At 67.1% G+C, this 25,643-nt stretch carries 25 protein-coding genes; 16 read left to right on the plus strand and 9 right to left on the minus strand.

Translation table 11 applies throughout. From position 1 onward, the window contains the following. Positions 1 to 22 precede the first annotated feature (22 nt). Positions 23 to 1,570, plus strand: a complete 1,548-nt coding sequence (locus L6D89_RS28655; protein WP_236201872.1) for an MFS transporter — start codon at positions 23 to 25, stop codon at positions 1,568 to 1,570. 152 nt (positions 1,571 to 1,722) lie between these two features. Next, positions 1,723 to 1,974 (plus strand): hypothetical protein, encoded by a 252-nt coding sequence (locus L6D89_RS28660; protein ID WP_236175256.1) that lies wholly within the window; start codon positions 1,723 to 1,725, stop codon positions 1,972 to 1,974. A gap of 17 nt (positions 1,975 to 1,991) precedes the next feature. Here L6D89_RS28660 and L6D89_RS28665 read toward each other — a convergent pair whose 3' ends face one another. Next, entirely contained in the window at positions 1,992 to 2,573 is a 582-nt protein-coding gene (locus L6D89_RS28665) for a sugar O-acetyltransferase (RefSeq protein ID WP_236175257.1), read from the minus strand. Between the two features lie 200 nt (positions 2,574 to 2,773). Here L6D89_RS28665 and L6D89_RS28670 point away from each other — a divergent pair, with 200 nt between their 5' ends. The 7 genes from L6D89_RS28670 (at position 2,774) to L6D89_RS28700 (ending at position 9,982) form a co-directional block, all read left to right on the plus strand. After that, complete coding sequence (locus L6D89_RS28670; RefSeq protein WP_236201873.1) at positions 2,774 to 3,631, plus strand: MurR/RpiR family transcriptional regulator; 858 nt, start codon at positions 2,774 to 2,776, stop codon at positions 3,629 to 3,631. A 2-nt stretch (positions 3,632 to 3,633) separates the two neighbouring features. After that, positions 3,634 to 4,275 (plus strand): cysteine hydrolase family protein, encoded by a 642-nt coding sequence (locus L6D89_RS28675; RefSeq protein ID WP_236201874.1) that lies wholly within the window; start codon positions 3,634 to 3,636, stop codon positions 4,273 to 4,275. Positions 4,276 to 4,290: 15 nt separating this feature from the next. Further along, positions 4,291 to 5,631: a glutamine synthetase family protein gene (locus L6D89_RS28680; protein ID WP_236201875.1), complete on the plus strand. Its 1,341-nt coding sequence runs from the start codon at positions 4,291 to 4,293 to the stop codon at positions 5,629 to 5,631. Then, entirely contained in the window at positions 5,615 to 6,358 is a 744-nt protein-coding gene (locus L6D89_RS28685) for an N-formylglutamate amidohydrolase (RefSeq protein WP_236201876.1), read from the plus strand. Before L6D89_RS28680 ends, L6D89_RS28685 begins: the two co-directional genes overlap by 17 nt. Positions 6,359 to 6,628: 270 nt before the next feature. Continuing rightward, positions 6,629 to 7,972: an APC family permease gene (locus L6D89_RS28690; RefSeq protein WP_236201877.1), complete on the plus strand. Its 1,344-nt coding sequence runs from the start codon at positions 6,629 to 6,631 to the stop codon at positions 7,970 to 7,972. A gap of 156 nt (positions 7,973 to 8,128) precedes the next feature. Continuing rightward, positions 8,129 to 8,611, plus strand: a complete 483-nt coding sequence (locus L6D89_RS28695; protein WP_236201878.1) for an Lrp/AsnC family transcriptional regulator — start codon at positions 8,129 to 8,131, stop codon at positions 8,609 to 8,611. A 309-nt stretch (positions 8,612 to 8,920) separates the two neighbouring features. Beyond that, entirely contained in the window at positions 8,921 to 9,982 is a 1,062-nt protein-coding gene (locus tag L6D89_RS28700) for an ornithine cyclodeaminase (protein ID WP_236201879.1), read from the plus strand. A 3-nt stretch (positions 9,983 to 9,985) separates the two neighbouring features. Here the strand turns inward: L6D89_RS28700 and L6D89_RS28705 are convergent, their stop codons facing one another. Further along, entirely contained in the window at positions 9,986 to 10,924 is a 939-nt protein-coding gene (locus tag L6D89_RS28705) for a LysR substrate-binding domain-containing protein (protein ID WP_236201880.1), read from the minus strand. 158 nt (positions 10,925 to 11,082) lie between these two features. On the opposite strand from L6D89_RS28705, the gene L6D89_RS28710 reads away from it, so the two are divergent. Then, the gene (locus L6D89_RS28710) at positions 11,083 to 12,666 is read left to right on the plus strand and encodes a zinc-binding metallopeptidase family protein (RefSeq protein ID WP_236201881.1); all 1,584 of its coding nucleotides are present in this window, start codon (positions 11,083 to 11,085) and stop codon (positions 12,664 to 12,666) included. A 340-nt stretch (positions 12,667 to 13,006) separates the two neighbouring features. On the opposite strand, the gene L6D89_RS28715 is transcribed toward L6D89_RS28710, so the two are convergent. From L6D89_RS28715 to L6D89_RS28735, 5 genes are all read right to left on the minus strand, one after another. Next, positions 13,007 to 13,222 (minus strand): hypothetical protein, encoded by a 216-nt coding sequence (locus tag L6D89_RS28715; RefSeq protein ID WP_236201882.1) that lies wholly within the window; start codon positions 13,220 to 13,222, stop codon positions 13,007 to 13,009. Between the two features lie 15 nt (positions 13,223 to 13,237). Next, positions 13,238 to 15,274: a pyridoxamine 5'-phosphate oxidase family protein gene (locus L6D89_RS28720; RefSeq protein ID WP_236201883.1), complete on the minus strand. Its 2,037-nt coding sequence runs from the start codon at positions 15,272 to 15,274 to the stop codon at positions 13,238 to 13,240. Between the two features lie 53 nt (positions 15,275 to 15,327). Further along, a complete protein-coding gene (locus L6D89_RS28725) occupies positions 15,328 to 15,951 on the minus strand; it encodes a glutathione S-transferase family protein (RefSeq protein WP_236201884.1) in 624 nt (207 codons plus the stop codon). Positions 15,952 to 16,445: 494 nt separating this feature from the next. Further along, positions 16,446 to 17,348: a LysR family transcriptional regulator gene (locus tag L6D89_RS28730; RefSeq protein ID WP_236201885.1), complete on the minus strand. Its 903-nt coding sequence runs from the start codon at positions 17,346 to 17,348 to the stop codon at positions 16,446 to 16,448. After that, on the minus strand, positions 17,345 to 18,256 hold the full coding sequence (locus L6D89_RS28735; RefSeq protein ID WP_236201886.1) for a LysR family transcriptional regulator: 912 nt from the start codon (positions 18,254 to 18,256) through the stop codon (positions 17,345 to 17,347). Before L6D89_RS28735 ends, L6D89_RS28730 begins: the two co-directional genes overlap by 4 nt. Before the next feature lie 191 nt (positions 18,257 to 18,447). Here L6D89_RS28735 and L6D89_RS28740 point away from each other — a divergent pair, with 191 nt between their 5' ends. Continuing rightward, positions 18,448 to 19,350 carry a DMT family transporter gene (locus tag L6D89_RS28740; RefSeq protein WP_236201887.1) on the plus strand — a complete coding sequence of 301 codons (903 nt, stop codon included), beginning with the start codon at positions 18,448 to 18,450 and terminating at the stop codon, positions 19,348 to 19,350. Here L6D89_RS28740 and L6D89_RS28745 read toward each other — a convergent pair. Together L6D89_RS28745 and L6D89_RS28750 are read right to left on the minus strand one after the other, a co-directional pair. After that, a complete protein-coding gene (locus L6D89_RS28745; protein ID WP_236201888.1) occupies positions 19,347 to 19,913 on the minus strand; it encodes an HD domain-containing protein in 567 nt (188 codons plus the stop codon). The genes L6D89_RS28740 and L6D89_RS28745 overlap by 4 nt on opposite strands. 90 nt (positions 19,914 to 20,003) lie before the next feature. Then, positions 20,004 to 20,561 carry a helix-turn-helix domain-containing protein gene (locus tag L6D89_RS28750; RefSeq protein ID WP_236175272.1) on the minus strand — a complete coding sequence of 186 codons (558 nt, stop codon included), beginning with the start codon at positions 20,559 to 20,561 and terminating at the stop codon, positions 20,004 to 20,006. A gap of 363 nt (positions 20,562 to 20,924) precedes the next feature. On the opposite strand from L6D89_RS28750, the gene L6D89_RS28755 reads away from it, so the two are divergent. From L6D89_RS28755 to L6D89_RS28775, 5 genes are read left to right on the plus strand one after another with little or no spacing between them, the layout of a single operon-like run. Beyond that, positions 20,925 to 22,505, plus strand: coding sequence for an ABC transporter substrate-binding protein (locus L6D89_RS28755; protein WP_236201889.1), 1,581 nt, complete (start codon positions 20,925 to 20,927; stop codon positions 22,503 to 22,505). 14 nt (positions 22,506 to 22,519) lie between these two features. Continuing rightward, positions 22,520 to 23,515, plus strand: a complete 996-nt coding sequence (locus tag L6D89_RS28760; protein WP_236175274.1) for a flavin reductase — start codon at positions 22,520 to 22,522, stop codon at positions 23,513 to 23,515. Positions 23,516 to 23,536: 21 nt separating this feature from the next. Further along, positions 23,537 to 24,589: an LLM class flavin-dependent oxidoreductase gene (locus L6D89_RS28765; protein WP_236201890.1), complete on the plus strand. Its 1,053-nt coding sequence runs from the start codon at positions 23,537 to 23,539 to the stop codon at positions 24,587 to 24,589. After that, the gene (locus tag L6D89_RS28770) at positions 24,589 to 24,798 is read left to right on the plus strand and encodes a tautomerase family protein (RefSeq protein ID WP_236201891.1); all 210 of its coding nucleotides are present in this window, start codon (positions 24,589 to 24,591) and stop codon (positions 24,796 to 24,798) included. Before L6D89_RS28765 ends, L6D89_RS28770 begins: the two co-directional genes overlap by 1 nt. An 11-nt stretch (positions 24,799 to 24,809) precedes the next feature. After that, positions 24,810 to 25,589, plus strand: a complete 780-nt coding sequence (locus L6D89_RS28775; RefSeq protein WP_236201892.1) for an alpha/beta fold hydrolase — start codon at positions 24,810 to 24,812, stop codon at positions 25,587 to 25,589. Positions 25,590 to 25,643 lie beyond the last annotated feature (54 nt).

Raw genomic sequence — 25,643 nt, forward strand, 5'->3', positions numbered from 1 at the left:
GGCCCGCGCTGGAAGCCCTGCCATGTCCGACCCTGCCAATCGCCCGCGAGCCTCTGCCCGCTTCACCCTGCTGACCGCCTCGGCGGTATGCGCGCTGATCATCCTCGACACCAATATCGTCGCTGTTTCGTTGCCGAGCATCGCCCGCGACCTGTCCGGCTCCTTCGCCGACATCGAGTGGGTGGTCAGCGCCTACCTGCTGGCTTTCGCCGCCTGCCTGCTGCCCGCCGGCAGCCTGGCCGACCGCTTCGGCCGGCGGCGCATGCTGCTGCTCGGGCTGGTGCTGTTCGGCGCGGCCTCACTGGCTTGCGGGGCGGCGCCGAGCCTGTTGTTCCTGGACATTGCCCGTGCGGCCAAGGGCGTCGGTGCGGCGCTGCTGCTGACCTCGGCGCTGGCCGCCATCGGCCACCGCTTCCACGAGCCCGAAGAGCGCCTGCGCGCCTGGGCCTTCTGGGGCGCGTGCATGGGCGCCACCATCACCTTCGCGCCGCTGCTGGGCGGGGTGATCTCCGCGACGCTGGGCTGGCGCTGGATCTTCTACCTGAACCTGCCGCTGGTGGTGTTGCTGGGCGCCATGGTGCTGCGCAGCATCGAGGAATCCCGCGACAGTGCCGCCGCGCGCCTCGACCCGCTCGGTAGCCTGACCTTCGCCGGTGGCCTGGGTTACCTGATCTGGGCGCTGATCGACGCTAACCGCGTCGGCTGGGACAGTCCGCCGACCCTCGCGCGCCTGCTGCTCAGCGGCGGCCTGCTGGGCCTCTTCGTGATGGTGGAGCGCAGCCAGGCGCGGCCGATGGTCGACCTGCGGCTGATGCGCAGCGGGCGCTTCATCGGCGCCTTGCTCGGCATGTTCGCCTACGCCGCCTGCGCCCAGGTGATGATGACGCTGCTGCCGCTGTACCTGCAGAACGGCCTGCAACTGTCCGCGGTGGCGGCGGGTGCGGGGATGCTGCCCTTCGCCCTGGCGATGTTGCTGACGCCGCGCTGGGGCATGCGCCTGAGCGCGCGCTTCAGCCCGGCTCAGGTCTTTGCAGCCGGCCTGGTACTGGTGGGCATGGGCAATCTGCTCTGCGCGCTGGCAGCCGGGCAGGGTGGTTACCTGGCCTTCGCCCTGGCCAGCCTGGTACTGGGTGCCGGAGCGGGGCTGCTCAATGGCGATACGCAGAAGAACATCATGGCCTGCGTACCCCGCGAGCGTACCGGCATGGCCTCGGGCCTGAGCACCACCACGCGCTTCGCTGCCATCGTGCTGGCCATCGGCATTCTCGGCGGCATCCTGTCTGCCCGCAGCGCGCAATTGCTGCGTGATGCACTGGCAAAGGTTGCGCCCGCGCAACTGGACAAGGCTGCCGAGATGGCGACCCGTGCAGCGGCTGGCGACTTCAATGCCGCGCTTGCGGTGGTGGACCCGGCACTACGCGATGTACTCGCGCCTGCTGTGCGCCAGGCCTTCATCGGTGGGTTCGAGAGTGTGCTGCTGGTGGCGGGCATCGGTGCCCTGGTGTTCGCCGTGCTGGTGGGCACGCTGCTCGATCGGCCGATGCCGGTCCACGAGCCGGTGCCAGCCTGAAACGGCCGTTTGTCCGCTACCCGGTGGCAGGGCGGGGGTTGCCGGAACTGTCATTCGCCCGGCCGGGTCAGCAATCAGGGAGAGGGCGCGTTGTGCGCCTCGTCGCTGCCATCCAGCGCTGACGGGCCGGCCAAGGCCAGGGGGAGAACCGCATGCAGCAGTCAGTCGAGCCGGAGTTCATGGCTCCCAGTGAGTACCTGACTTCCAGAGGCATCGCCGTGCTGATGTCGCCGCGTTACATCGCCCCCGGCAAAGTGGCTGAGGTGCTGTTGTCGCTGGCCAAGGTGCCGGCCGGCGTGTCGCCGCTGGACGTGGTGGTCGGCCCGTGGGAAACCCACGAAGAGGCGTTCCAGGCGTCCCACGACGCGGCCGAGCGCTGGGTCCGGCACCTCGAAGGCGCCTGATCGTCGGGCCGAAGTCTTCAGCAATAGCGCTGGCGGTCGGCCTCGGTGATCGGGCGGATGACCCGTGCCGGATTGCCCGCTGCCAGCACGCCTTCGGGGATGTCGCGAGTCACCACGGCGCCGGCGCCGATCACGCTGTTCGCGCCGATGCTCACACCGGGCAGGATGTTCACCCCCGCGCCGATCCACACGTTGTCGCCGATGCTCACCGGGTGCGCGTACTCCAGGCCCTGGTTTCGCCGCTCGGCATCCAGCGGGTGGCCGGCGGTGTAGATGCCGACGTTGGGCGCGATGAACACGTCATTGCCAATGCTGACCTTCGCGCCATCGAGGATCACCAGGTTGACGTTGGCGTAGAAGCGCGCGCCGATTTCGATGTTGAAGCCGTAGTCGCAGTGCAGCGGGCCTTCGATGACGAAACCCTCGCCAATGCTGCCAAACAGCCCTGTGAGAATCGCCTCGCGGCGCGCCCGGTCGTCCGGGTGGCTGTGGTTGAACTCGAAGAGTCTCGCCTTGGCCTCGGCGCGCTGGCGCAGCACCTGCGGGTCGTGATTGGCGTCGTAGAGCAGCCCGGCGGCAGCTTTTTCCAGCTCGTTCATCTGGGTTGATTCCTGGCGGCCTGGAAGGTCTTCGACGCGTAGCGAGTGCGCCGGTTCCCAAGGTGATAAATGCCACGCGGGCCTCTGCGTCGGCAGGTCAAAGGTGTGCGTCGCTGGTTTGTAGTGAATGCTACAAAAAATACGTATTGAAAGTTTCTGAAGCGCATTATACAAATATTGTCACAACAAGAGGCGCACGCATGCTCACACTCAAGGATCGCCTGAACACCCCGGAAGTCGAGCTCACCAAGGCCGAGCGCAAAGTCCTCCGCGCCTTGCTCGACGACTACCCGCGCAGCGGCCTCGGGCCGATGTCGCGCCTTGCGCGCCAGGCCGGCGTCAGCGATCCGAGCATCCTGCGCCTGGTGAAGAAACTCGGCTTCAGCGGCTACAGCGACTTCCAGAATGCCCTGATGGCCGAGGTGGATGACCGCCTGCGGTCGCCGCGCACCCTGCTCGCCGGGCGCCGCGAAGGCATGAGCCGCGACGACGTCTGGTCGAATTACCTGAGCGATTCCAGCGAAGGCATCCAGCGCACCCTGGCGCTGACCCAGGCCGACGACGTCCGCCTGCTCGGCGACTGGCTGCTCGACCCCAAGCTGCGCGTGCTTTGCCACGGCGGCCGTTTCAGCCGCTTCCTCGCCGGTTACTTGGTGGCGCACCTGCGCATGCTGCGCAGCGGCTGCCTGCTGCTGGACGACGGCGCCGCGCTGCCCGACCAGTTGGGCGACATCGACCGCCAGACGCTGGTGGTGGTGTTCGACTACCGCCGCTACCAGGCCCAGGCGCTGGGCGTGACCCGCGCGGCCAAGGCCCGTGGCGCACGGGTAGTACTGTTCACCGACATCTACGACTCGCCGCTGCGCGAGTTCGCCGACCTGATCATCAGCGCCCCGGTGGAGTCCCCATCGCCCTTCGACACCCTGGTGCCGACCATGGCCCAGGTCGAGGCGCTGATCGCCAGCCTGGTAGCGCGCATGGACGGCCAGCTCGACGAACGCCTGGAAGGCATCGACCACCTGAGAGCTGCTTTCGGCAGCCACATCCTCGAGGAATGACCGTGTTCAGCTTGCCCCACCAATCGCCCCGTGACCTGCCGTTCACCCGCGGCCAGACCGCCATCCTGTTCGTCGACATGCAGAACGCCTGGGTCATTCCCGGCCGCGACGCGCATGTCGATCCGCAGACGCACCGGTACTTCTACGAGCGCGTCGAGGCGAGGGTGATACCCAATCAGCAACGCCTGCTGGCGGCCATGCGCGAGGTCGGCGGGGAAGTGCTGCACACCATCATCGAGAGCCTCACCGCCGATGGCCGCGACCGCTCGCTGGACCACAAGCTCTCCGACATGCACCTGCCCAAGGGCAGCCCGGATGCCCAGGTGATCGACGCCCTGGCGCCGCGGGAAAACGAGATCGTCCTGCCGAAGACGTCCTCGGGCGTCTTCAACTCCACGGCCATCGACTACGTGCTGCGCAACCTCAACACCCGCCACCTGATCATCTGCGGCGTGGTCACCGACCAGTGCGTGGACATGGCCGTACGCGACGCCGCCGACCGTGGCTACCTCGTCACCCTGGTCGAAGACGCCTGCGCCACCCACACCGCCGAACGCCACCAGGCCTGCCTGGAAGCGATCAAGGGCTACTGCTGGATCGCCGACACCGACAGCGTGCTGGCCCGCATCGCCGCGCTGGCCTGAGGCCGGGAGAACGCCATGAGTCAGAACAATAACAATCCCGCTCCGATGCGCCTGACCAGCTTCGTCACCACCGACCTCTGCGGCATCACCCGCGGCCGCTCGCTTCCCGAATCGGAAGTCGCCGAACAATTGGCCACCGGCTGCGGCTGGGTACCCGCCAACAGCGCGCTGACACCGCAGGATGTCATCGCCGACGACAACCCCTGGGGCAGCCATGGCGACCTGCGCCTGCTGCCCGACCCGAGCAGCCGGGTGCGCCTGGAAAACGGCCCCGATTCCCAGGCCGCGCCGCTGGATTACCTGCACGGCGACCTGGTGACGACTGCGGGTGCGCCGTGGTCGGTCTGCCCGCGCACGCTGCTGCGCGAAGAGATCGCCCGTTACCGCGAACTGGGCCTGCAGGTCACCGCCGCCTTCGAACACGAATTCAACCTGCTCGGCCTGCCGGACGAGCATGCCGCCGCCTTTTCCCTGCAGGCGCAGCGGCAGACCGGCAACTTCGGCGGTTGGCTGATGAGCGCGCTGGAGCAGATCGGCGCCGAGCCGGAAATGTTCCTGCCCGAGTACGGCCGCAACCAGTACGAGGTCACCTGCCGGCCGACCCAGGGCGTTGCTGCGGCGGACCGCGCGGTGAACGTCCGCGAAGTCACCCGTGAGATCGCCCGCCAGTTCGGCTGGCGCAGCAGCTTCACGCCGCTGCTGGCGCCCGGCGCCGTGACCAACGGCGTGCACCTGCACCTGAGCCTGCAACGCCTGGATGGCACGCCGGTGTTCTATGACGAGGCCGCGCCGAGCAATCTGTCCAGGCTCGCTGAACACTGGGCCGCCGGCGTGCTGCGCCACCTGCCGGCACTGTGCGCGCTGACCGCGCCGACGGCGGTGTCCTACCTGCGGCTGAAACCGCACCACTGGAGCGCCGCCTATGCCTGCCTGGGGCTGCGCAACCGCGAAGCGGCGCTGCGCATCTGCCCGGTGGTGGAGATCGGCGGCAAGCCCAAGGCGCGCCAGTTCAACCTGGAATTCCGCCCGATGGACGCCACCGCCAGCCCGCACCTGGCCATGGCCGCGGTGCTGATCGCCGGGCGCCTGGGCATGCAGCAGGAGCTGCCGCTGTCGGCGGTCACCGATGTCGATCCGCACAGCCTCAGCGATGCGCAGCGCGAGGAACTGGGCATCAAGTCCCTGCCCGGTTCGCTGGAGGAGGCCCAGCGCCTGCTGCTGGCCGATGGCGAACTCTGCGCGCAGCTGCCGCCAGCCCTGCTGCAGACCTACGTCGCCATGAAGCGCCAGGAACTGGCCCTGACCCGTGAACTCAGCGAAGAACAACTCTGTGAATCCTATGCAAAGTTCTACTGAATCCGGCCTTTACCGGCGCCCGCCGTTCGAGATCGTCAACCCGCAGGGCAAGAGCCCGGTGCTGCTGGTCTGCGAGCACGCCAGCCGCTACATCCCCGAGGAGCTGGCGCAACTGGGCCTGGACGACGCGGCGGCCGCCGAGCACATCGCCTGGGACATCGGTGCGCTGGAGCTGGCCCGCGAGCTGTCGGCGCGCCTGGACGCCACGCTGCTGGTGGCCAACTACTCGCGTCTGCTGATCGACCTCAACCGGCCGCTGTCGGCGCCCGATGCGATTCCCGAGCACAGCGAGATCTATCCGATTCCCGGCAACTGCAACCTGAGCGCGGCGGCCCGGCAGGAGAGGGTGGCGCGGCTGTTCGAGCCGTTCCACCAGCAGCTGACTGCGCTGCTCGATGAGCGCCTGGCCGCCGCCCGGCCGACTCGCCTGGTGGGTGTGCACAGCTTCACCCCGAGCTATCGCGGCGAGCCTCGCCCGTGGGTCGCCGGGGTGCTCTACGCCAAGGCCGAAGCCTATGCCCAGCGCATGGTGGCGGGGCTGCGGGAGAGCGGCGAAGAGATCGGCGCCAACCAGCCCTATGTGATCGACCCGCTGGAGGACATGACCGTCCCGGTACATGGCGACGAACGCGGCGTGGACGCCGTGCTGATCGAAATCCGCAATGACGGACTGCGGACCCCGCAAGGGGTGGAAGCCTGGGCGACACGCCTGGCTCCCTGGCTCTGAGAGCCTGTTTACGACCTGCTGCGCGTCGGCCGCAGGGCGTTGATAAGCGCCCTCAGATGCTCATTTACGGTTCGTAAATCCCGCTCTTCGGGCGCTTTTCGCCTGCTACGGCGCTAGCTCGCGAGGTAGTAGGCAGGCTCTGAGGACCCAAGCCCGGCCGGCCATTTGATGGCAAGCGTGCTGCAGCGGCCGGGCAGGTTCTGAAAACAACAACAATTCAGCGCATGAGCGCCGAACCCTTACAGCTGCCGTTCCCAGAGGAAGTGCCCCGTGGCTATCGAACAGTTCGGATACAAGCAACAACTCCGCCGCAGCCTGACGCTCGGCGACCTGGTGATCTACGGGATGATCTTCATGATCCCGATCGCGCCCTTCGGCGTTTACGGCTGGGTCCACGCGGATGCCCACGGCATGGTGCCGATGGCGTATCTGGTGGGCATGGTGGCGATGCTCTTCACCGCGCTCAGCTACGGCGCGATGTCCCGCGCGTTTCCCATCGCCGGCTCGGTGTACTCCTACGCCCAGCGCGGCATCCACCCCAATGTCGGCTTCATCGCCGGCTGGGTCCTGCTGCTGGACTACCTGCTGATCCCGCCGCTGCTCTACGTGTTCAGCGCGCTGGCGCTGAACCACCTGTTCCCGGCGATTCCCAAGCTTGCTTTCATGCTGATCTTCCTGGTGTCCGCCACGCTCATCAACCTGCGCGGCATCACCCTGGCGGCACGCTTCAACCTGCTGTTCCTGATCGCCGAACTGGTGGTCCTGGCGATCTTCCTGGTGGTTGGTTACCAGGCGCTGGAGGGTGGCATGGGCAACGGCCGGCTGACCCTGGAACCGCTGTTGCAACCGGAGCATTTCAACCTCGGCCTGGTGATGAAGGCGGTGTCCATCGCGGTGCTGTCGTTCCTCGGCTTCGACGCGATCTCCACCCTCGCCGAAGAGGTCAAGGGCGATCCGGCCAAGCAGATTGGCCGCGCCTCGCTGATCGCGCTGTTCGTCATGGGCGCCATCTTCATCGTGCAGACCTGGCTGGCCACCGACCTTGCCGCCGGCATGACCTTCAAGTCGGCGGACACCGCCTTCTACGAGATCGCCGAAGCGGCCGGCGGCAGCTGGCTGTCGACGCTGACCGCGGTGGCCACTGCGCTGGCCTGGGGCGTGACCGTGTCGATCACCTCGCAGGCTGCGGTTTCCCGTCTGCTGTACTCCATGGCCCGCGACGGCAAGCTGCCGCGCGTGCTGGCGAAGGTGCATCCGAAGTACCAGACCCCGCACATCAGCCTGTACCTGGTGGGCGTGTTGTCGCTGGGCATCGGCATCTATTTCCTCGACTCGCCGGACGTGCTCACCTCGCTGGTCAACTTTGGCGCGCTGACCGGTTTCTGCCTGCTGCACATCGCGGTGATCAACCACTACTTCATTCGCCAGAAGAGCGGCCGGGTGCTGCGCCACCTGGTGTTCCCGCTGGTCGGTCTGGTGATCATCGCCTACGTGCTGTTCAGCATGAGCCGTGAAGCGCAGGAGCTGGGGGTGGGCTGGATCGCCATCGGCCTGGTGTACCTCGCGGTGCTCAGCGGACGTGGCAACGGCAGCGAGCTGGCGCGGGAAATCTGACCGGGTGCGCCGTGCTGTCGCAGACGTCACGGCGCACTTTGACAGACGGCGGGGCGTGCCCCATAAAGATCCGGGTCGGTGGCGGGCAGTGTTTCCACCGACTGCTTTCGCCGGGGCAGGGAAGCCGGCACGACTGACCAATCATCGCGAAGCATCATGAGCAGGAAAGATCAGGACAGCCCCTTCACCCTGGACCGCATCGACGAGGAGATCATCCGCATCCTCCGTCACCAGGGCCGCATCACCTACGGCAAGCTATCCGCCCTCGTGCACCTCACCCCGCGCCCCTGCCAGGAGCGCGTCCGCAAGCTGGAGCGACACGGCATCATCCGTGGCTACGGCGCCGTCATCGACGAGCAGAAGATTTCCGCCGGGCTCTCGCTGCTGGTACTGGTCGCACTGTCGAACCAGAGCGGCCGCAGCGCGCAGAAGGCCTTCGAGGCCCGCGTCATCGCCTGCCCGGAAGTGCTGCACTGCCAGCTGATCAGCGGGACCTTCGACTACAGCGTGCGCATGCGCTGCCGGGACATGGAGCACTACCGCGCGCTGACCGAAACCTGGCTCAACGACGAGAGCCTGCACATCGACAAGCTGGTCGCCCATCCCGAGCTGACGACCATCAAGGAATCCGTCAGCTAGCTCTTTGGCGCCCCTCCGGCGGCGCCAGTTCCTTGGGTTTCCCGCGTGCAATATCGGCCTGTCGAGGGCTGCTAGACGCACAGCCGAATCGGCTGTTGCCGCTCGCCAATACAGCCGGATCGGCCGGCGCGGGCCCGTATTACAGCCGGGTTTTCGCCACGACGAGTGGGAAAATCGTCTTGCCCCTCTCTGACGTGCAGACCTGTTCCAGGGCCTCTGCAACCTTGTTGTGCCCGCTGTTCGAGACACGGCGGAGGCGGGCTGCAGTCCAATCAGAAGACGCCAATCACAACAAACGGAGGTCCCACCATGACCCGCTTCGTCGACGTCCCCACGATGTCCCAACTGGTCCAGCAGATCGGTGTCGCCCGCTTCATCGGCGAACTCGCCGACACCATCGCTCAGGACTTCGTGCGCTGGGAGTCCTTCGACAAATCCGCCCGCGTCGCCAACCACTCCGAGATCGGTGTCATCGAACTGATGCCGGTGTCCGACACCGCCCGCTATGCCTTCAAGTACGTCAATGGCCACCCGCAGAACACCCAGCGCGGGCTGTTCACCGTCATGGCCTTCGGCGTGCTGGCCGATGTCGAGACGGGCTATCCGGTGCTGCTCTCCGAACTCACCGTGGCCACCGCGCTGCGCACCTGCGCTACTTCGCTGATGGCCGCCCGCGCACTGGCGCGTCCGGACTCGCGACGCATGGCGCTGATCGGCAACGGCGCGCAGAGTGAATTCCAGGCGTTGGCCTTCCATCACCACCTGGGCATCGAGGAAATCGCCGTCTTCGACATCGACCCGCAGGCCACTGAAAAACTGATCCGCAACCTGGCGGACTTCCCCAACCTGAAGATCATCCGCGCCGGCTCCACCGCCGAAGCGGTGCGCGGCGCCGACATCGTCACCACGGTGACCGCCGACAAGTCCTACGCGACCATCCTCACCCCGGAGATGATCGAGCCGGGCATGCACATCAACGGCGTGGGTGGTGACTGCCCGGGCAAGACCGAGCTGCACGCCGACGTCCTGCGCGCCGGCAAGGTGTTTGTCGAGTACGAACCGCAATCGCGCGTCGAGGGCGAGATCCAGCAGATGCCGGCGGACTTCCCGGTAACCGACCTGTGGCGGGTACTGGCCGGCCAGGTCGGCGGGCGTGACAGCGCCGAGCAGGTGACCATCTTCGACTCGGTCGGCTTCGCCCTGGAAGACTACTCGGCACTGCGCTACGTGAACGAACAGGCCAGCCGCCTGGACCTCGGCGAGCGCATCGACCTGGTGCCGTGGAGCGAGGACGAGGACAACGATCCCAAGGACCTGTTCCGCTACACCCGCTCCGGCAAGGCGCGCAAAGGGCTGCGGCGCATCGCCTGACGCTCAGCGCGCCTCATCGGGGATCGCCAGCGGCGGCCGGCTGAGGTCGCTGGCGCTCTGCGTGGTGGCGGCGACACGGGCCTTGAGCCATTGGCTGAAGGCCTTCACCACCGGGCGCTCGGCCTTCACCGGGTCGGTCACCAGGAAGTAGCCCCGGCTGGACTGGATGGTGATGTCGAATGGGCGCACCAGCAGGCCGCGCGCCAGGGCATCGCCACTGAGCAGGTTGTCGCCGATGGCCACGCCCTGGGCGGCAATGCACGCGGCGATGGTGCAGGGCGCGTCGGCGAACAGCACGCCGGAGCGGTGATCGATGGCGCTCGCGCCCACCGCGCCGAGCCACAGGCGCCAATCGGCGAAATCATTCATGTGCAGCAGCGTGTAGTGGGCCAGGTCCGCCGGCTGCGTAAGGCCGCCGCGCGAGTGGATCAGGCGCGGGCTGCACACCGGGAAGAAGTGCAGGGCGACCAGTTGCTCCACGGTCTGGTTCGGCCAGTCGCCGCTGCCATAGGCGATGAACAGGTCGGCGTCACTGGCGCTGGTGTCCTGCGGCACGCGCGGCGTCACCACGTGCAACTGCACCTGCGGGTATTGCGCGAGGAAATCGCCCAGGTGCTGGCACAGCCAGTAGGTGGCGAAGCCGGGGTTGCAACTCACGCACAGCGGCCCGCTGATCTGCTGCTCGTCGAAGCTGCTGCCGGCCAGTTGCACCTCCGCGAGGATGCGCTGCACGTCGCGCGCATACCTCTCGCCCCGATAGGTCAGGCGGATGCCGCGCCCGGTACGTTCGGTCAGGGCGAAGCCCAGGCGTTCCTCCAGCGTGGCGATGCGGTGGCTGACAGCGCTGCGGGTGAGGTTCAGCTCCGTGGCGGCGGCGGACACGCTGCCCAGCCGGGCCACGGCATCCAGCGCGCGCAGGGCGGTCATCGAAGGAAAGTGCATGGGCGGTCCAATTCTCGATGGGTGAAGCTCTATTGGTGAAATTGTATTGGTGAAACTAACCGGACATGGGGTGGCGAAATACTGCGCTTGTTGCAAATTCCGCTTCACCAATACTAGGCCACACGACAACAACAACAGGCAACGATGAGGAAGCCGCCATGTCGAAATTCAAGGCCTACGTCCAGCAGTGGATCGACGAGCACCGCCAGCAGCTGTCCGACTGGCACCAGGTGATCTGGCATTTCGCCGAGCCGGCCTTCCGCGAGTACAAGTCCTGCGCCTGGTACGTGGAATTACTGCGCCGCGAAGGCTTCACGGTGGAAGAGGGCAGTGGCGGCATGCCCACCGCCTTCGTCGCCTCCTTCAGCAATGGCGAAGGGCCCATCCTCGCCACCTATGCCGAATACGATGCGGTGCCCGGCAACTGCCAGGCGGCGGCGACCAGGCCGATGCCGCGCGAGGGGCTGTCGAAGTACGCGCCGGGCCATACCGACCCGCATTCCGCGCTGGGCATCAGCGCCCTGGGCGGCGTGCTGGCGGCCAAGGCGGCGATGCTGGAATTCGGCATCCAGGGCACCATCAGGTTCTTCGGCGAGCCGGCGGAAAAGCTCCGCGCCTCCAAGCCGGTGCACGCCGCCAAGGGCTACTACGACGACCTCGACGCCGCCGTCAGCTTCCACCCCACCTACATGCTGCCGCTGAACAACACCACCACCTGGGACACGCACTGCGGCATCGCCTACTCGTACATCTACACCTTCACCTGCGAAGACCCGCAGAACTGGATTGCCGCCGACCGCTACAGCCCGATTCCGCAGAACCACCTCGCGGCTCGCGCGCCGGGCGCCAACGATGCGCTGGTGCACTTCTACACGCTGAACGAAAGCCTGCGCCGCTCCACGCTGCCGTTCACCGGGCTGTGGAGCTTCAACGAGGCCATCCTCACCGCCGGCCAGGCCACCGCCGACAACCTGCCGCCGCACATCTCGCAGATCCAGTACCTGCTGCGCTGCGACTCCATCGAGCAGGCCGAGACCATCTCCACGGTGATGGACAACAACGCCGCCGCCGCGGCCATGGCCACCGGCTGCCAGTGGAAGAAGACCTGGGTCTGCAAATCCCGCGGCGGGTTGGCCAACCATGCGCTGGCGCAGGCCTGCTACGACAACCTTGCCGCCATCGGCGCGCCGACCTGGGGCGAAAAGGCCATCGCCGTGGCGCGGGAAATCCAGGCGAACCTCGGCCTCGATCCCATGGACGAGCCCTTCCTGCCGGCTACTCAGGCACTGATCGAGCCGCAGGAATGCGAGCGGCAGATGCGCCTGCAGATGCCGGCCTGGCAGAAGTACCTGACCTCCGACGACTACCCGGAATACACCTGGCACTGCCCGACCGTGCGCCTCTACGTGGCCCGGCCGATGCTCAGCGCGCCGGCCGGCTTCACCTATCCGGACTGGGTGTCCAACGCCCTGGGCGGCATACGCGAAACCATCGACCCGATGATCGACGTGGCGTCGAAGACCATCGGCAGCACCTTGATCGAGCTGTTCACCGATGCCGATCTGCTGGCCGAGGCGACTGCTGAGTTCAACCGGCGCACCGGCGGCGGCATCGGCGGCGAACAGTGGCAGGCGCCGTTGCTGCCGAAGGACTTCAAGGTCCCGCACCGCTTCCGTTGGCCGGAGTACATCCGCACGGTGCGTGGCGAGGAGTGGTGGATTCCGGCGCGGGAAGACGAGTGATCCCGAGCTCCCAAATCCTTCGGGAAATGCACACGTAGGATGGGTGGAGCCTGCGATACCCATGCTGTATCGCAGGCACGGATTGATGGGTATCGCTGCGCTCCACCCATCCTACGTTTGTGTTCCCTCATGCGTCGCTGTTGGTTGTTGGACAGTTCCGTAGGATGCATAACGCGCCAGCGTTATTCGTCGTTATGGCATCGGCGGATAACCCGTTCCGGGTTATCCGCCCTGCGCGGTTGTAATTTGGCGCGAGTGGGGGTTCAGTTCGCGAGCAAGCTCGCTCCTGCAATTGAACCCGAGCCCAGCCTGTAGGAGCGAGCTTGCTCGCGAACAGCGCCTATCGGATGCGTTTGAACCAACGCACCAGCGCCGCGCCGAATTCCACGGCGCGCGAGCGTGATGGGCAGCCCGGCGTCGAGATCAGCTGCGGCAGCAGGAAGCCCACCTCCGCCTCGCTGGGCCCGCAGAAACCGGTTTCGGCCGATTCGGCGAACTCCTCGTGCCAACGCGGAAAGCGCGCGCTGCCACTCTCGAATGAGTTCAGTGTGTTCATCGTCGACTCGCCTCCCTAAAGGTCCAGCACCAGCGGTTGCACGCCGTTTTCGTCCTGCGCCGGGATGGCGCAGCAGATCAGTGCGCTGCCGGCTTCGGGCAGTTCCGCCGGCGGGTTGGGGTAGTGCACCTGGCCGCTGACGATCTTCGTCCGGCAGGTGCCGCAGGAGCCGCCGCGGCAGCTGAAGTCGGGCGACAGTCCGCGCGCTTCGGCCAGCTCCAGCAGGCTGCCGCTGTCGGGTTTCCAGCGGGCTTCCTTGGCCGAGCCGGCGAAGTACACCGGCACCGGCTCGGTGGCGGCGGGCGGTTGCACCAGCGCGGGTGCCTGACTGTCGCCCCGGCGCTTGAGCGTCGAGGGGCCGAAGGTCTCGGCGTGGATGCGCGCGTCGGCAATGTTCAGGCCGCGCAGGCCATCGTAGATCGCCTGGGTGAACTCCCCGGGGCCGCAAACATAGAAGTCGTAATCGTCCAGCGGCAGCCGCGCCTTGAGCGCCTCGATGTCCAGGCGCCCGACCTGTTCGAAGTCGCGGCCGAGCACGGCTTGCGCTTCGGGGCGGCTGAGCGCGCGGTGGACCTGCAGTTGCGGCGTGCGCTGGCGCAGTTCGGTGATTTCCCGCTGGAACGGCAACTGGTCCAGCGTCCGTGCGGACTGGAACAGATGCACGCGCCGCACCGCGCCGGCCGCCAGTTCACGCAGCATCGAGAGTAGCGGGGTGATGCCGACGCCCGCGCCGATCAGCACGACCGGGCGCGCGCTGTCGCTGTTCAGGGTGAAGCTGCCCATGGGCGCGCGGACCTGCAGATGGTCTCCGACACCCACCTGCTCATGCAGATGACGGGACGCCGGGCCCTGGGTCTTCACGCTGATGCGCAGTTCGCCGTCCGACGGCGCGCTGGACAGGCTGTAGGTGCGGATCAGCGCCTGTTCGCCGACTACCAGGCGTACCGGCAGATGCTGGCCCGGCGCGAAATTCACGGCGGCGCCGGCCGGCGGTTGTAGGTAGAACGAGCGAATGTCCGCGCTTTCCTGCTCCACGCGCAGCACTTGCCAGTCCTGCCAGTGCTGGCGCTGCTCGCGTTCCCGCAGCTTGGCCTCGGCCTCGGTCCAGGTGCCGGTCATCAGGCTGGTGGGCGAGTACTCGCGGAAGCTCCAGCGCAGCGCCAGGGCGCTGCGGCGCAGCACGGCGTGCTCGACGTCCAGCGTCCACAGGCGCTCGGCGCCCTCGAAGGCGCTCAGCAGCGGGCTGTCGAAGAGGATTTCGCTGCGGCCGTGGATTTGCAGCACGTCGCCGCTGGCGAAGTCGACGAAGAGCAGCCCGGCCTGCGGGTTGGCCTGCAGGTTGCCGAGGGTGTTGAAGTGCAGGTTGCCGGCGTAGTCGGGGATGGTCAGGCGGTTGCCCTCGACCCGCACGAAGCCAGGGCGGCCGCCGCGGTGGGAGACGTCCACCGAGCGCTGGCCATCCTCATGCTGCACGTAGCTGGCGACGAAGAAGGTATCGGCGTTGCGGACGATGGCGGCCAGCTCCTCGTTCAGCAAGGCGAAGTCCTCGCGTGGGGCACGCTGGCTATAGCGCTGTTCGTCGCGGCTCCAGTCGCGTTTCTGGATGTACTGCGGGCAGTTGCCGAAGGAGTGCTCGACGGCCACCGTCAGCAGGCCGCCGTCGACCTCGCGGAGGACGCCATTCATGCGGTTGCGCCGGCGGGTGTGCAGTTCGATGCCCAGCAGGCCGATGGCCTTGCCGGCTTGCAGGCCACTGGCGGTGGGGTCCTGATTGTCGGGCACGGTCTCCAGCAGAAGGCTTTTCGGATCGGGCGAGGTGATGAAGCCTTCCGCACCTTCGAGCAGGGTCGCCCAGGGCCGGCCCTGCTCATCCACGGCGCCGACGATGATGAACGGCAGTTGCTGGTAGAACTCGCGGTGCTGGTCGGGCATGTAGTCGCGGATGACTTTCTGGCCATGCACCTCCATGCGTTCGGCCACGCCGACACGCTGCTGGATCGCCTTCTCGCCGGCGTGCCAGGGGGAGTTGCGGTGTTTGGGCAACTGGAACATGACGGGCACCTCGCAGAAGGTGCCGCCGGGTCAGCCCGGCGGCGAGGGTTGCATCAGGCTTGCAGGCCGATGGCGGTGCGCTGCATCGGCACGAAGCCGGGCAGGGCTTCTACGCGGGCCAGCCAGGCGCGCAGGTTCGGGTACTCCTGCAGGGACACGTTGCCCTCCGGTGCGTGGGAGATGTAGGAGTAGTTGGACACGTCGGCGATGGTCGCCTCGTGGCCGGCCAGGAACGGCGTTCTGGCCAGTTCCAGCTCCATCACCTGGAACAGCGCGTGGGCACGGGTGATGACTTCCTGGGCGTTGAAGGCCGCGCCGAACACCGTGACCAGCCGCGCGGCGGCGGGGCCGAACGCCACCTGCCCGGCAGCCACCGACAGCCAGCGCTGCACGCGGGCGGCGCCCAACGGGTCTTCCGGCAGCCAGCGGCCGTTGCCGTATTTTTTCGCCAGGTAGACGAGGATGGCGTTGGAGTCGGCGACGATGATGCCTTCGTCATCGATCACCGGCACCTGGCCGAAGCTGTTCAGGGCGAGGAAGTCCGGGTGCTTGTGCGCGCCCTTGGCAAGGTCGACATCGATCAGTTCGGCGGGCAGCTGCAGCAGCGCGAGCATCAGCTCGATGCGATGGGCGTGGCCGGACAGCGGGTGGCGGAACAGTTTGATGGTGTGGGACATGACGGTGACTCCTTGGCTGGGTTGGGGTGGCAGCGCGAGTCGCTCCGTGGCGGCTTGCTCGAGCTGATGGGTGAATGCTGCGCCCGATGGCCGGCGCGCAGAATCACCAGGGCGGACAATCCAGCGTTTCAGAATGCGGAAGAATCGAAGGGGCGGTCGAGTGCCGGTCGGGTTCGCGCGAAATGGAAGCGCCGGCCTTGCCGGCGGATCGCGGGCGTGGCCCGCTCCTACCCGACAGCCCTGTACTCGGATCAACCCTCACCCCAGCCCTCTCCCAGGGGGAGAGGGGACTGTTCGGTGCAGGATGACACCTTGTCGTCCGCCGGCACGGGCGGCTCCCTCTCCCCCTGGGAGAGGGCTGGGGTGAGGGGAAGACGCTGGCACGGACTGACCTGAAGAAGACAGTTGCTCCTACATGGGTGCGGCGGGCCTGCCTGTAGGAGCTGGCCATGCCTGCGACGGACCGAGCGACGGTGTTTCAGGTTTTGGACGACTTACCCGCGCAACGCCGGATGCGCCCGCAAGCGCGGCACCGCGAAGTCGAGGAAGGTGCGCACGCGCGCCGCCGCGCGGCGGCCTTCGCGGTAGATCAGCTGCACCGGCAGGGCGGGTGCGGCGTAGTCCTGCAGCACGACCTGCAGCTGTCCGCTGCTCAGTTCGGCATGCGCCTCGTGGCTCATGCAGCGGGTCAGCCCGAGCCCGAGGCTGGCGGCGCGGATCGCCGCGGGGGTGGTGCTGCACGCAAGTCGCGGGGCCAGGCGCACCGAGCGCGCCGCGCCCTGGTGACGAAAGCGCCACTCGCTGATCGCTCCCAGGCTGCCGGGAGCGATGATGTGGTGTGCCTTGAGGTCTTCCGGGGCCTGTGGCACGCCATGGCGCGCGAGGTATTCCGGTGCTGCGCAGATCAGTGGCCGCACCGTGCCCACTGGCAGGGCGAAGCCGGAGGAGTCGGGCAGGGCGCCTATCACCAGAGCGACGTCGATGCCGTCTTCGAGCAGGCGCGGCAGGTCTTCCCGGTGCCGGCTGACCAGGCGCACCTCAGGAAAGGCGGCCAGGTAGTCCAGCGCGATGGGGGCGAAGATACGGTCGGCCATCAGCAATGGCAGCGAGAGGTTCAGCTGTCCGGCCGGGTGCGCCTGCAGGCCGCCGAGCGAGCTCTCTGTGTCCTCGATGTCCTGGAGAATCTGCCGGCAACTGGCGGCGAACGCTTCGCCACGCGGGCTCAACCCGATTCCCCGCGGGCCGCGCAGCAGCAGCTCGCACTGCAGACGCGACTCCAGCGTGGCCACCAGACGCATCACCGTTGCCGTGGACAGCTCCAGGCACTGCGCGCCCGCCGCAAGGCTGCCAGCGCGCGCCACGGCGTCGAACGCCTGCATTTCCCGGTAGCGACTCACGGCTTCGCGGCTTGCAGCGCCGGGTCGGCACGCAGGCGTTCGGCGCAGTGCTCGACGAAGCTGCGAACCTTTGCCGGCAGCCTTGCACCGTCCTGGTAGAGCAGGTGGATCGGCAGCGGCGCCGTGGAAAACTCTTCCAGGACGATCTCCAGCTCGCCGCGTGCCACGGCTTCGGCCGCCTGGTACGAGAGCACCCGGGTGAAGCCCCCGCCCAGACGCGCGGCGTGGATGGCCGCATTGTTCGAGCTGACCACGAAGCGCGACGGTGGGCGCAGGGTCAACGACCCGTCGGCGGTGGTGAACTGCCAGTCGGTGAGCAGCACGCTGGTGGCGGCCATCACCACGGGTGCGTCGAGCAGATCATTGGGGTGCTGCGGGCGGCCGTGGCGCTTGAGGAAGGCGGGGGCGGCGCAGACCACCGGGCGGATTTCGCCGACCTTCAGCGCGCTCAGGCTGCCCTCGGGCAACTGGCCGATGCGTACGGCGACGTCGATACCCTCGTCGAGCATGTGCACCATGCGGTCGACCAGCAGCGCGTTGACCGTCACCGCGGCGTGGGAGTCCAGGTAGCTGGCGATCAGCGGGATCAGGTACAGCTCGCCGAACAGTACCGGCGCGGTCACCGTCAGGTTGCCCCGCGGGCGCAGGGCGCTGCCGGAGGCCAGTTCCTCGGCGTCCTCGAGCTCCTGCAGGATGCGCCGGCAGTCCTCGACGTAGCGCTGGCCGGCTTCGGTCAGCCGCACGCTGCGTGTGCTGCGGGCCAGCAGCAGGGTGCCCAGGCGTTGTTCCAGCGCGGCGATGGCGCGGGTCACGCTGGGCGGCGACAGGCCCAGTTGCCTGGCGCCGGCGGCGAGGCTGCCGGCTTCGGCCACGGCCAGCAGCACTGTCATTTCCTGAAACCTGTCCATGGATCACCGTTGTCGCCGTTGGCGGGTCGCCAGACTGTAGAGGGAAGCCGCGCAGGTTTGAAGTGCCGGCGGCTTGTGGGCGACATCGGCGTGCTTGCCAGCGCCGCGTCGCTTGACCGCGCCCCGTCCGCTCCGGCACAAGCGCTGCAGGCGCCCGCAGCGAGGCCGCCACCGCCCAAGAGCCTTCCGCCATGACCAGCAAGACCACCGCCGCCGCGCTGGCCGCTACCAGCAACCCGCGCCTGGGCATTGCCCTGTGCCTGTTGTCGATGTTGATATTCGCCTGCCAGGACGGCATCACCAAGGTACTGGTCCGCCACCTGCCGGTGAGCGAACTGGTGATGGTGCGCTACTGGGTATTCGTGCTCTTCGCGCTGATTGTCTGCCGTTCACAGGGAGGCGTGCGCCGGGCGGTGCGCAGCGCCAGTCGCTGGCAGCAGGTGGTGCGTTCACTGCTGGGGGTAGGTGAGATAGCGCTGTTCGGCCTGGCCTTGCGCTACCTCGGGCTGGCCGAGACCCACGCGCTCTACGCGGTCTTCCCGCTGATGACGCTGGGCCTGGCGCGGCTGCTGCTCGGCGAGCGGCTGGTCGGCCGGCAATGGCTGGCGGCGGCTGTCGGGTTCGGCGGCACGCTGCTGATCCTGCGCCCCGGCATGGGCGTGTTCGAGCCTGCGGCGCTGATCCCCCTGGCGGCGGCGCTGACCTTCGCCTTCTTCAACATCCTCTCGCGGCGTATCGGCCAGACCGATTCCTTCGCCACCACCACGCTGTACATGGCCGTAGTCGGCGCCGTGGCCGCCACTTTCGTCGGCCTTCCCGCCTGGGTCACGCCCACGCCCCGCGAGGCCGTGCTGATGTCGATCGTCGCCGTCTCCGGGGTGATCGCGCAGTTGCTGCTGATCCAGGCATTGAAGTACGCCCAGGCCTCTACGCTGCAGCCATTCAACTATTCGCTGCTGGCCTTTGCCACGCTGATCGGCCTCATCGTCTTCGGCGAGGCGCCGACCCTCTGGACGATCAGCGGTGCGCTGCTGATCCTGCTCGCGGGGTTGTACTCGATCAGGCCCAGGGCTTTTGACGCAACGCCGGGCTAGCCGGCCGCGCGCTTGCGCGTCTCCGCATCGAGAACCTCGCGCAGCGCCGCGAGGAACGGCGTGGCGCTGGTGTACTGGCGGCCGTAGTCGAGGTTGAACTGGTAGTCGAAATCGGGCGGGTTCAGGCCTTGGGTGTGCTGCAGGATGGTTTCCAGCTTGTCGAGCGCCTTCACTGCCTGTGCCTCGGCGGTGGCGGCGGCCTCGTACTCGTCGTACAGCGAAATGATCCGTTCACGCAGCGGCGCCGCCAGCGTCGCGGTCATGCTCAGCAGGTCCTGCCGCTCGCGATCACCCTTGCTGCCGTGCGCTTGCACGTCAACGGCCGGCACATCGCCGCCCAGCGCTTCGCCCAGGTCGTGGATGATGCACAGTTGCAGCAGTTTGCCGAGGTCGATCTCGCCCAGGTCCTCGGCGAACACTATGGCCAGCAGTGCCAGGCGCCAGCTGTGCTCGGCGGTGCTTTCGCGCCGGCCGCTGGACGTGTGGGCGCTGCGCAGCACGCTCTTGAGCTTTTCCGCCTGGCGAAGGAACGCCAGCTTGTCGTGGATGCCCTGGTTGCGCATGGGAGTGGCCCTGTCTGATACGTCGGACGGACATCCTGTGCCCATGCGCCCGGCGCTGTCCACGCATGAAATATGCGTGGCAGGCGGCCGTCAGAGTGTCTCGACCAGGCGGGCGGTGGAACCGTCCGACAGTGTGAGTCGCGTCCAGCGGCACTGGCTCTGGCGAATCGGCACCAGCAGGGAAGCGTTGGTGCCGGTGGCGAACTCCAGGGCCGGCGCGGCGATGCCCTCGCGCCACCCGAGTGTGTCCAGTCGCGCTTCCTGGGTGGCGATGGCCTCGGTCACGAATGGCCAGAGCGAGCGCCCCAGCAGATCGCCCAGTGCCACGCCGAACTCCGCCGCCCGCGGGGCGGAGCAGGCGAGCAGGCGGTGCGTGAGGTCGCAGACCAGGTGGATCGGCTGCGAACTGCCGCTGACCAGGCGTGCCAGGGCATGGTCCGCCGCGTTATCGAGGCGCGCCCGCAGCAGCGCTTCGATGCGCGCACGCTGTTCCGGTTCGGCTTCCTGCGTGCCGGCTTCCCAGCGCGAGATGGTCGACTGGCTGACGCCGAACAGCTCGGCCGCATGGTCCTGCTTGATCCGGTGCAACAGGCGCCAGCGCCGGAACAGGGGGCCCAGTGGAGTCTTGTGCAGTTGCGCTGAGGTCATGGTGCTGTGTCTGTGTGCGTAGCGCGCCAGCATAGCTCGGTTTGCCAGGCGCTCGGCGGAAAGGGCGATGCACGGGAGCGACTGAGCCGCTGCTCTGACGCGCGGGCAAGCTCGGGCGCCTGACTTTGCCTTTCATCAGTCCAGCCCCCAGGGCTCTCGGGAATCGATTGTACGACTGTACAGAAATTTCTTGCGCGCCCCGGATCTTGTTGTTAATAATCTGTACGACTGTCCAAGAGTGCTCCGATAGAGAACGCCTTGGCAGCCGCTTTGAGGCAATAACAACTACCAGAAGACCGCAGGTACTACTTCGTCCTGGTCCTGTACGGTCGTACAAAACTCAAGTGTCTTGCGAGGTGTGGGATGAAGCAAAAGCAACCTGGGGAGCCATCCTCCGGCGTAACCCGTCGTGACCTGGTGAAGGGGACGATGGGGCTGTTGTGGGCGGGCGTTCTGCTCGGCGGCCTGCCTCTGCCGGCTTTCGCCGAGCCGAAGAAGGGCGGGCGGCTGGTGTTCGGCCTGGCTGGCGCGTCGACCACCGACAGCCTCGACCCGGGCTTGGCCGAAGACGATTTCATGATGCTGCTGAGCCAGGCGCTGCGCGGCAACCTGGTGGAGATCGACAGCAGCGGCAACGCCATTCCCGAGCTGGCCGAGTCCTGGGAATCCTCGCCGGACGCCAGGGTCTGGACCTTCAAGCTGCGCAGCGGCGTGCAGTTCCACAATGGCAAGCCCTTCGTCGCCGATGACGTGGTGGCGACGCTCGACTACCACCGCAAGGACGGCTCCAAGTCTCTCTCCAAGTCCATCGTCTCGCAGATCGACGAAGTGAAGGCGATCGATGATTCGACGGTGCGCGTCAGCCTCAAGGGCGGCAACGCCGACTTCCCGGTGCTGATGAGCGACTACCACCTGAGCATCCTCCCGCGGGGCGCCGACGGCCAGGTGGACTGGCGCTCCGGCATCGGCACCGGCGGCTACATGCTCAAGGAGTACAACCCCGGCGTCCGTGCCTTTGTAGTGCGCAACCCCAGTTACTGGAAGCCGGGCCGGGCGCACGTCGAGGAAGCCGAGCTGATCGCCATCGCCGACTCCGTGGCACGGCAGAACGCGCTGCTCACCGGCAAGGTCAACGTCATCAACCGCGTCGAAATCAAGACCCTGTCGCTGCTGCAGCGCAGCAACAAGGTACGCATTGCCGAGGTCACCGGCCTGAACCACGCGACCATGCCGATGATCGCCAAGCTCAGCCCGTTCCAGGACAACAACGTGCGCCTGGCGCTCAAGTACGCGGTGGACCGCGAACAGTGGGTGAAGTCGATCCTGCGCGGCCACGGCAGCGTCGGCAACGACCACCCCATCGGCCGCCAGCAGAAGTACTTCAACAGCGAACTCGCCCAGCGCCAGTACGACCCGGACAAGGCGCGCTTCTACCTCAAGCAGGCCGGGCTGGACAGCCTGGACATCAGCATCAGCGCCGCTGATGCGGCCTTCGCCGGGGCGGTGGATGCCGGCGTGCTGTTCGAGGATAGCGCGCGCAAGGCCGGCATCAACCTCAAGGTGGTGCGCGAATCCAACGACGGTTACTGGATCAACGTCTGGGCGAAGAAACCCATGTGCATGTGCTACTGGACCGGCCGCGCCACACCGGACTGGATCTTCAGCCAGATCTACGCCAGCGGCGCGTCCTGGGGCGACACCCAGTGGAACAACGAGCGCTTCGACAAGCTGATGCTGCAGGCCCGCTCCGAGCTCGACGAGGCCCGGCGCAAGGCCATCTACTGGGACATGCAGGCGATGCTGCACGACGAGGGCTCCACCGTGGTGCCGATGTTCATGAACCACATCATGGGCATGGGCAACGACGTGGTGACGTCGCCGACCGTGGCCGGCGACATGGCCCTGGACGGCATGCGCGCCATCGAGCGCTGGTCGCTGGCGTGAGACGGGAGAGCGAGATGAGCAACCTCGACTGGCATTCGGTCAGCGCCGACGACACCCGCAGCCTGCGCAACGTCTTCGGCACCTTCATGACCGGCGTCACCATCGTCACCACCCGCGAGGCCGACGGCACGCCGCGCGGCTTCACCGCCAACTCCTTCACCTCGGTGTCGCTGAGCCCGGCGCTGGTGCTGGTGTGCATTGCCAAAAGCGCCGGCAGCCTGGCGGTGTTCAGCGCCGCCGAGCGCTTCGCCATCAACATCCTCGGCGACTGGCAGCGCGACCTGTCGAACCGCTTCGCCGGGCGCGCGGCCGACAAGTTCGCCGGGGTCGAGCTGTTGTCCTGCGAGGCCGACGTACCGTGCCTGGCCGACAGCCTCAGCGTGCTCAGCTGCCGGCGACACAGCCTGGTGGAGGCGGGCGACCACGTGATCCTGATCGGCGAGGTACAGCGCTACCGCAGCAGCGTCGGCAGCCCGCTGGGCTATTTCCGCGGCAGCTACATCGACTTTGCCGAAGGTGCCAAGGCGATCCAGGTGGAGCGCGGCAGTGCGCTCAAGGTCGGTTGCCTGATCACTCGCGACAACGGCGTGCTGCTGGTGCGCGAGCCGGGCCAGGAGCACTGGAGCATTCCGGAAGTGTTCTGGCGCGCCGGGGTGAGCCAGAAGGCGGTCATCGACGAAGTGTTCCGGCGGGTTGGCCTGGTCGGCGAAGTGTCGTTCATCTACTCGATGTTCGAGGAAGCGGGGGATGACTTCACCCGCCTGATCTTCCGTGCCGATGCCAGCGCCGAGCTGGCTCCGTGCGCCGGCAGCGGGCGCGAAGTGCGCCTGTTCCGCGCCGAGGACGAACCCTGGCTGCAGGTCCGCGGCGACTACTGCACCAGCATGCTCCACCGCTTCTTCAGCGAGCGCCAGGCCGACAGCTTCGGCATCTACTGCGACACCGCCGACGGCGGACGAATCGCCGGCATCGCGGGCAAGCCCGTGCACTGGCTGGACTGGAAACACTAAGACCACCGAGTAGATAACAACATGCAATTCAACCATTTCCTCAGCTCCTACCTGCCCGATCCGGACGCCTCCGGCAAACAGCTCTACGAGCACATGGTCGAGCAGGCCGTGGTGGCCGAAGAGGTCGGCTATGCCGGTATTTCCATCCCCGAGCACCACCTGATCAACATCCTGCTGGTGCCCTCGCCATTGCAGATGGCGGTGAAGATCGCGGCGGTCACTCGGCACATCGAACTGGCGACCTCCATCGCCGTGCTGCCGATCCGCGACATGCGCGTATTCGCCGGCGAAGTGGTGCAGGCCGACGCGCTCTGCGACGGCCGGCTGGTGCTGGGGGTGGGGCGTGGCGCCTTCAAGTACGAGATCGAGATGCTCGGCGTACCGATGGGCGAGACCCGCGAGCGTTTCGACGAATCCCTCGCCGTGCTGCAGGCCCTGCTGACGCGCAAGGAAGTGAGCTGGGACGGCAAGTACTACCAGTTCGGCCCGCTGACCGTCATGCCGCGCCCCGAGCGGGAGATTCCGCTGGTCGTGGCGAGCATGGCGCCGGAGGGCATCCAGGCCTGCGCGCGCCAGGGCTTCTCGGTGCAGACCACGCCGCTGAGCGGCGACCACCAGATGCTCCTGGACCAGGTGAATGCCTTCCGCCGTGGCAAGGCCGAGGCGAAGGCGAAATCCGCCAGCCGCGCCCGGCTGTCGCTGCAACGTGCGACCTACCTGGCGCGCGATGAAGCCGATGCCCGCGAGAAGCTGCAACTGGCCTACGAGTACTACCGCCGCTTCGACAACGTGTTCACCGGACCGGGCATCGTCCATGGCGGTGGCATCGAAGCGCTGCCACGCCAGCAATCCATCGAGGAGCTGGGCAGGAACCTGCTGATCTGCACCCGCGAGCAGATGCTCGACCAGCTCTCCGCCTACGCCGAGGCCGGCATCGACGAGGTGATCATGACCGCCAACTTCGGCCAGTCCCAGGCGGACAGCCTGGACATGATGCGGCGCTTCGGCGAGCAGATCATTCCGCACTTCAGTTCCCGCTCGATCCAACCCAACCTGAACAAGAGGACCGGCTGATGCCCCTGCTTACCGTAGAGCTCTTCCCCGGACGTAGCGCCGAAAAGAAACGCGAGCTGATCCAGGCGCTGACCGACACCTACCTCCAGGTCTGCGGCGGCAAGGCCCAGGCGGTCACCATCCTGCTCAAGGAGGTGGACCCGGCGGACTGGGGCGTGGGTGGCCGCAGCTACGCAGAGATCATCGCAGAAGCAAAGGCCCAGGGCTGAGGAGGCGCGTGATGAGCAAGGCAATCGATTGCGCCTATGTGGTGGACGGGCAGGGGCCTGCCCTGGTGATGGTGCACGGCATCGGCGCGCGCAAGACCGGTTGGGACAAGGTCACCGAGGCGCTGAAGGACAGCTTCACCTGCATCCGCTACGACCTGCGCGGCCACGGCGAGTCGCCGCTGCCGAGCGAAGACTTCGGCCTGGAAGAACTGGTCGAGGACCTGGAAGCGTTGCGTGCACGCCTGGGCATCGAGCAGATGCACATCATCGGCCACTCCCTCGGCGGGATGATCGGCCCGGCCTATGCGCATAAGTATCCGCAGCACGTGCTGAGCGTCGGGCTGCTGTCCACCGCGGCGTTCCGCTCGCCGCAGGACAGCGAGAACGTGCGCAAGGTGGTTCGCGCCATGGAAGAGAAGGGCATCGGCCCGGTGCTGGATACCCTGACCCAGCGCTGGTTCACCGAGCGCTTCTGCGCGGCGCATCCGGAGGTCATCGAATGGCGCAAGCAGCAGGTGATGGACACGCCGGCCGCGGTGTTCCTCAACGTCTTCCACATCTACGCGGAGACCGAGATGGCGCCCTGGCTGCATGAGGTGACGCAACCGTGCCTGGTGCTCACCGGCGAGTTCGACGGCGGCTGCAATCCGGGCCTGAACCGGCAGATCGCCGAGGCGTTGCCGCACTCGCAGCTGGTGGTACTGCCGGACCTCAAACACGCCATCCTCATCGAAGCGAGCGACCAGGTGGTGCCCCACCTGAAAGCCTTCCTGGACAAGGCCTCGCACTAACACCTGCCGATACGCCGGAGGAGGGTGGGCACTGCCCGACCCTCCCCGTAACCG

This window comes from Pseudomonas pseudonitroreducens (genome assembly GCF_021603645.1).
GTDB lineage: Bacteria > Pseudomonadota > Gammaproteobacteria > Pseudomonadales > Pseudomonadaceae > Pseudomonas > Pseudomonas pseudonitroreducens.

What these genes read in the sequence shown, in the direction of transcription:
- L6D89_RS28765 (WP_236201890.1), top strand. Translation starts at nt 23,537, where the DNA reads ATGCAATTCAACCATTTCCTCAGCTCCTACCTGCCCGATCCGGACGCC.
- L6D89_RS28710 (WP_236201881.1), top strand. Translation starts at nt 11,083, where the DNA reads ATGTCGAAATTCAAGGCCTACGTCCAGCAGTGGATCGACGAGCACCGC.
- L6D89_RS28695 (WP_236201878.1), top strand. Translation starts at nt 8,129, where the DNA reads ATGAGCAGGAAAGATCAGGACAGCCCCTTCACCCTGGACCGCATCGAC.
- L6D89_RS28655 (WP_236201872.1), top strand. Translation starts at nt 23, where the DNA reads ATGTCCGACCCTGCCAATCGCCCGCGAGCCTCTGCCCGCTTCACCCTG.
- L6D89_RS28670 (WP_236201873.1), top strand. Translation starts at nt 2,774, where the DNA reads ATGCTCACACTCAAGGATCGCCTGAACACCCCGGAAGTCGAGCTCACC.
- L6D89_RS28705 (WP_236201880.1), bottom strand. Translation starts at nt 10,924, where the DNA reads ATGCACTTTCCTTCGATGACCGCCCTGCGCGCGCTGGATGCCGTGGCC.
- L6D89_RS28665 (WP_236175257.1), bottom strand. Translation starts at nt 2,573, where the DNA reads ATGAACGAGCTGGAAAAAGCTGCCGCCGGGCTGCTCTACGACGCCAAT.
- L6D89_RS28740 (WP_236201887.1), top strand. Translation starts at nt 18,448, where the DNA reads ATGACCAGCAAGACCACCGCCGCCGCGCTGGCCGCTACCAGCAACCCG.
- L6D89_RS28725 (WP_236201884.1), bottom strand. Translation starts at nt 15,951, where the DNA reads ATGTCCCACACCATCAAACTGTTCCGCCACCCGCTGTCCGGCCACGCC.
- L6D89_RS28680 (WP_236201875.1), top strand. Translation starts at nt 4,291, where the DNA reads ATGAGTCAGAACAATAACAATCCCGCTCCGATGCGCCTGACCAGCTTC.
- L6D89_RS28715 (WP_236201882.1), bottom strand. Translation starts at nt 13,222, where the DNA reads ATGAACACACTGAACTCATTCGAGAGTGGCAGCGCGCGCTTTCCGCGT.
- L6D89_RS28660 (WP_236175256.1), top strand. Translation starts at nt 1,723, where the DNA reads ATGCAGCAGTCAGTCGAGCCGGAGTTCATGGCTCCCAGTGAGTACCTG.
- L6D89_RS28755 (WP_236201889.1), top strand. Translation starts at nt 20,925, where the DNA reads ATGAAGCAAAAGCAACCTGGGGAGCCATCCTCCGGCGTAACCCGTCGT.
- L6D89_RS28775 (WP_236201892.1), top strand. Translation starts at nt 24,810, where the DNA reads ATGAGCAAGGCAATCGATTGCGCCTATGTGGTGGACGGGCAGGGGCCT.
- L6D89_RS28735 (WP_236201886.1), bottom strand. Translation starts at nt 18,256, where the DNA reads ATGGACAGGTTTCAGGAAATGACAGTGCTGCTGGCCGTGGCCGAAGCC.
- L6D89_RS28720 (WP_236201883.1), bottom strand. Translation starts at nt 15,274, where the DNA reads ATGTTCCAGTTGCCCAAACACCGCAACTCCCCCTGGCACGCCGGCGAG.
- L6D89_RS28700 (WP_236201879.1), top strand. Translation starts at nt 8,921, where the DNA reads ATGACCCGCTTCGTCGACGTCCCCACGATGTCCCAACTGGTCCAGCAG.
- L6D89_RS28685 (WP_236201876.1), top strand. Translation starts at nt 5,615, where the DNA reads ATGCAAAGTTCTACTGAATCCGGCCTTTACCGGCGCCCGCCGTTCGAG.
- L6D89_RS28760 (WP_236175274.1), top strand. Translation starts at nt 22,520, where the DNA reads ATGAGCAACCTCGACTGGCATTCGGTCAGCGCCGACGACACCCGCAGC.
- L6D89_RS28745 (WP_236201888.1), bottom strand. Translation starts at nt 19,913, where the DNA reads ATGCGCAACCAGGGCATCCACGACAAGCTGGCGTTCCTTCGCCAGGCG.
- L6D89_RS28770 (WP_236201891.1), top strand. Translation starts at nt 24,589, where the DNA reads ATGCCCCTGCTTACCGTAGAGCTCTTCCCCGGACGTAGCGCCGAAAAG.
- L6D89_RS28750 (WP_236175272.1), bottom strand. Translation starts at nt 20,561, where the DNA reads ATGACCTCAGCGCAACTGCACAAGACTCCACTGGGCCCCCTGTTCCGG.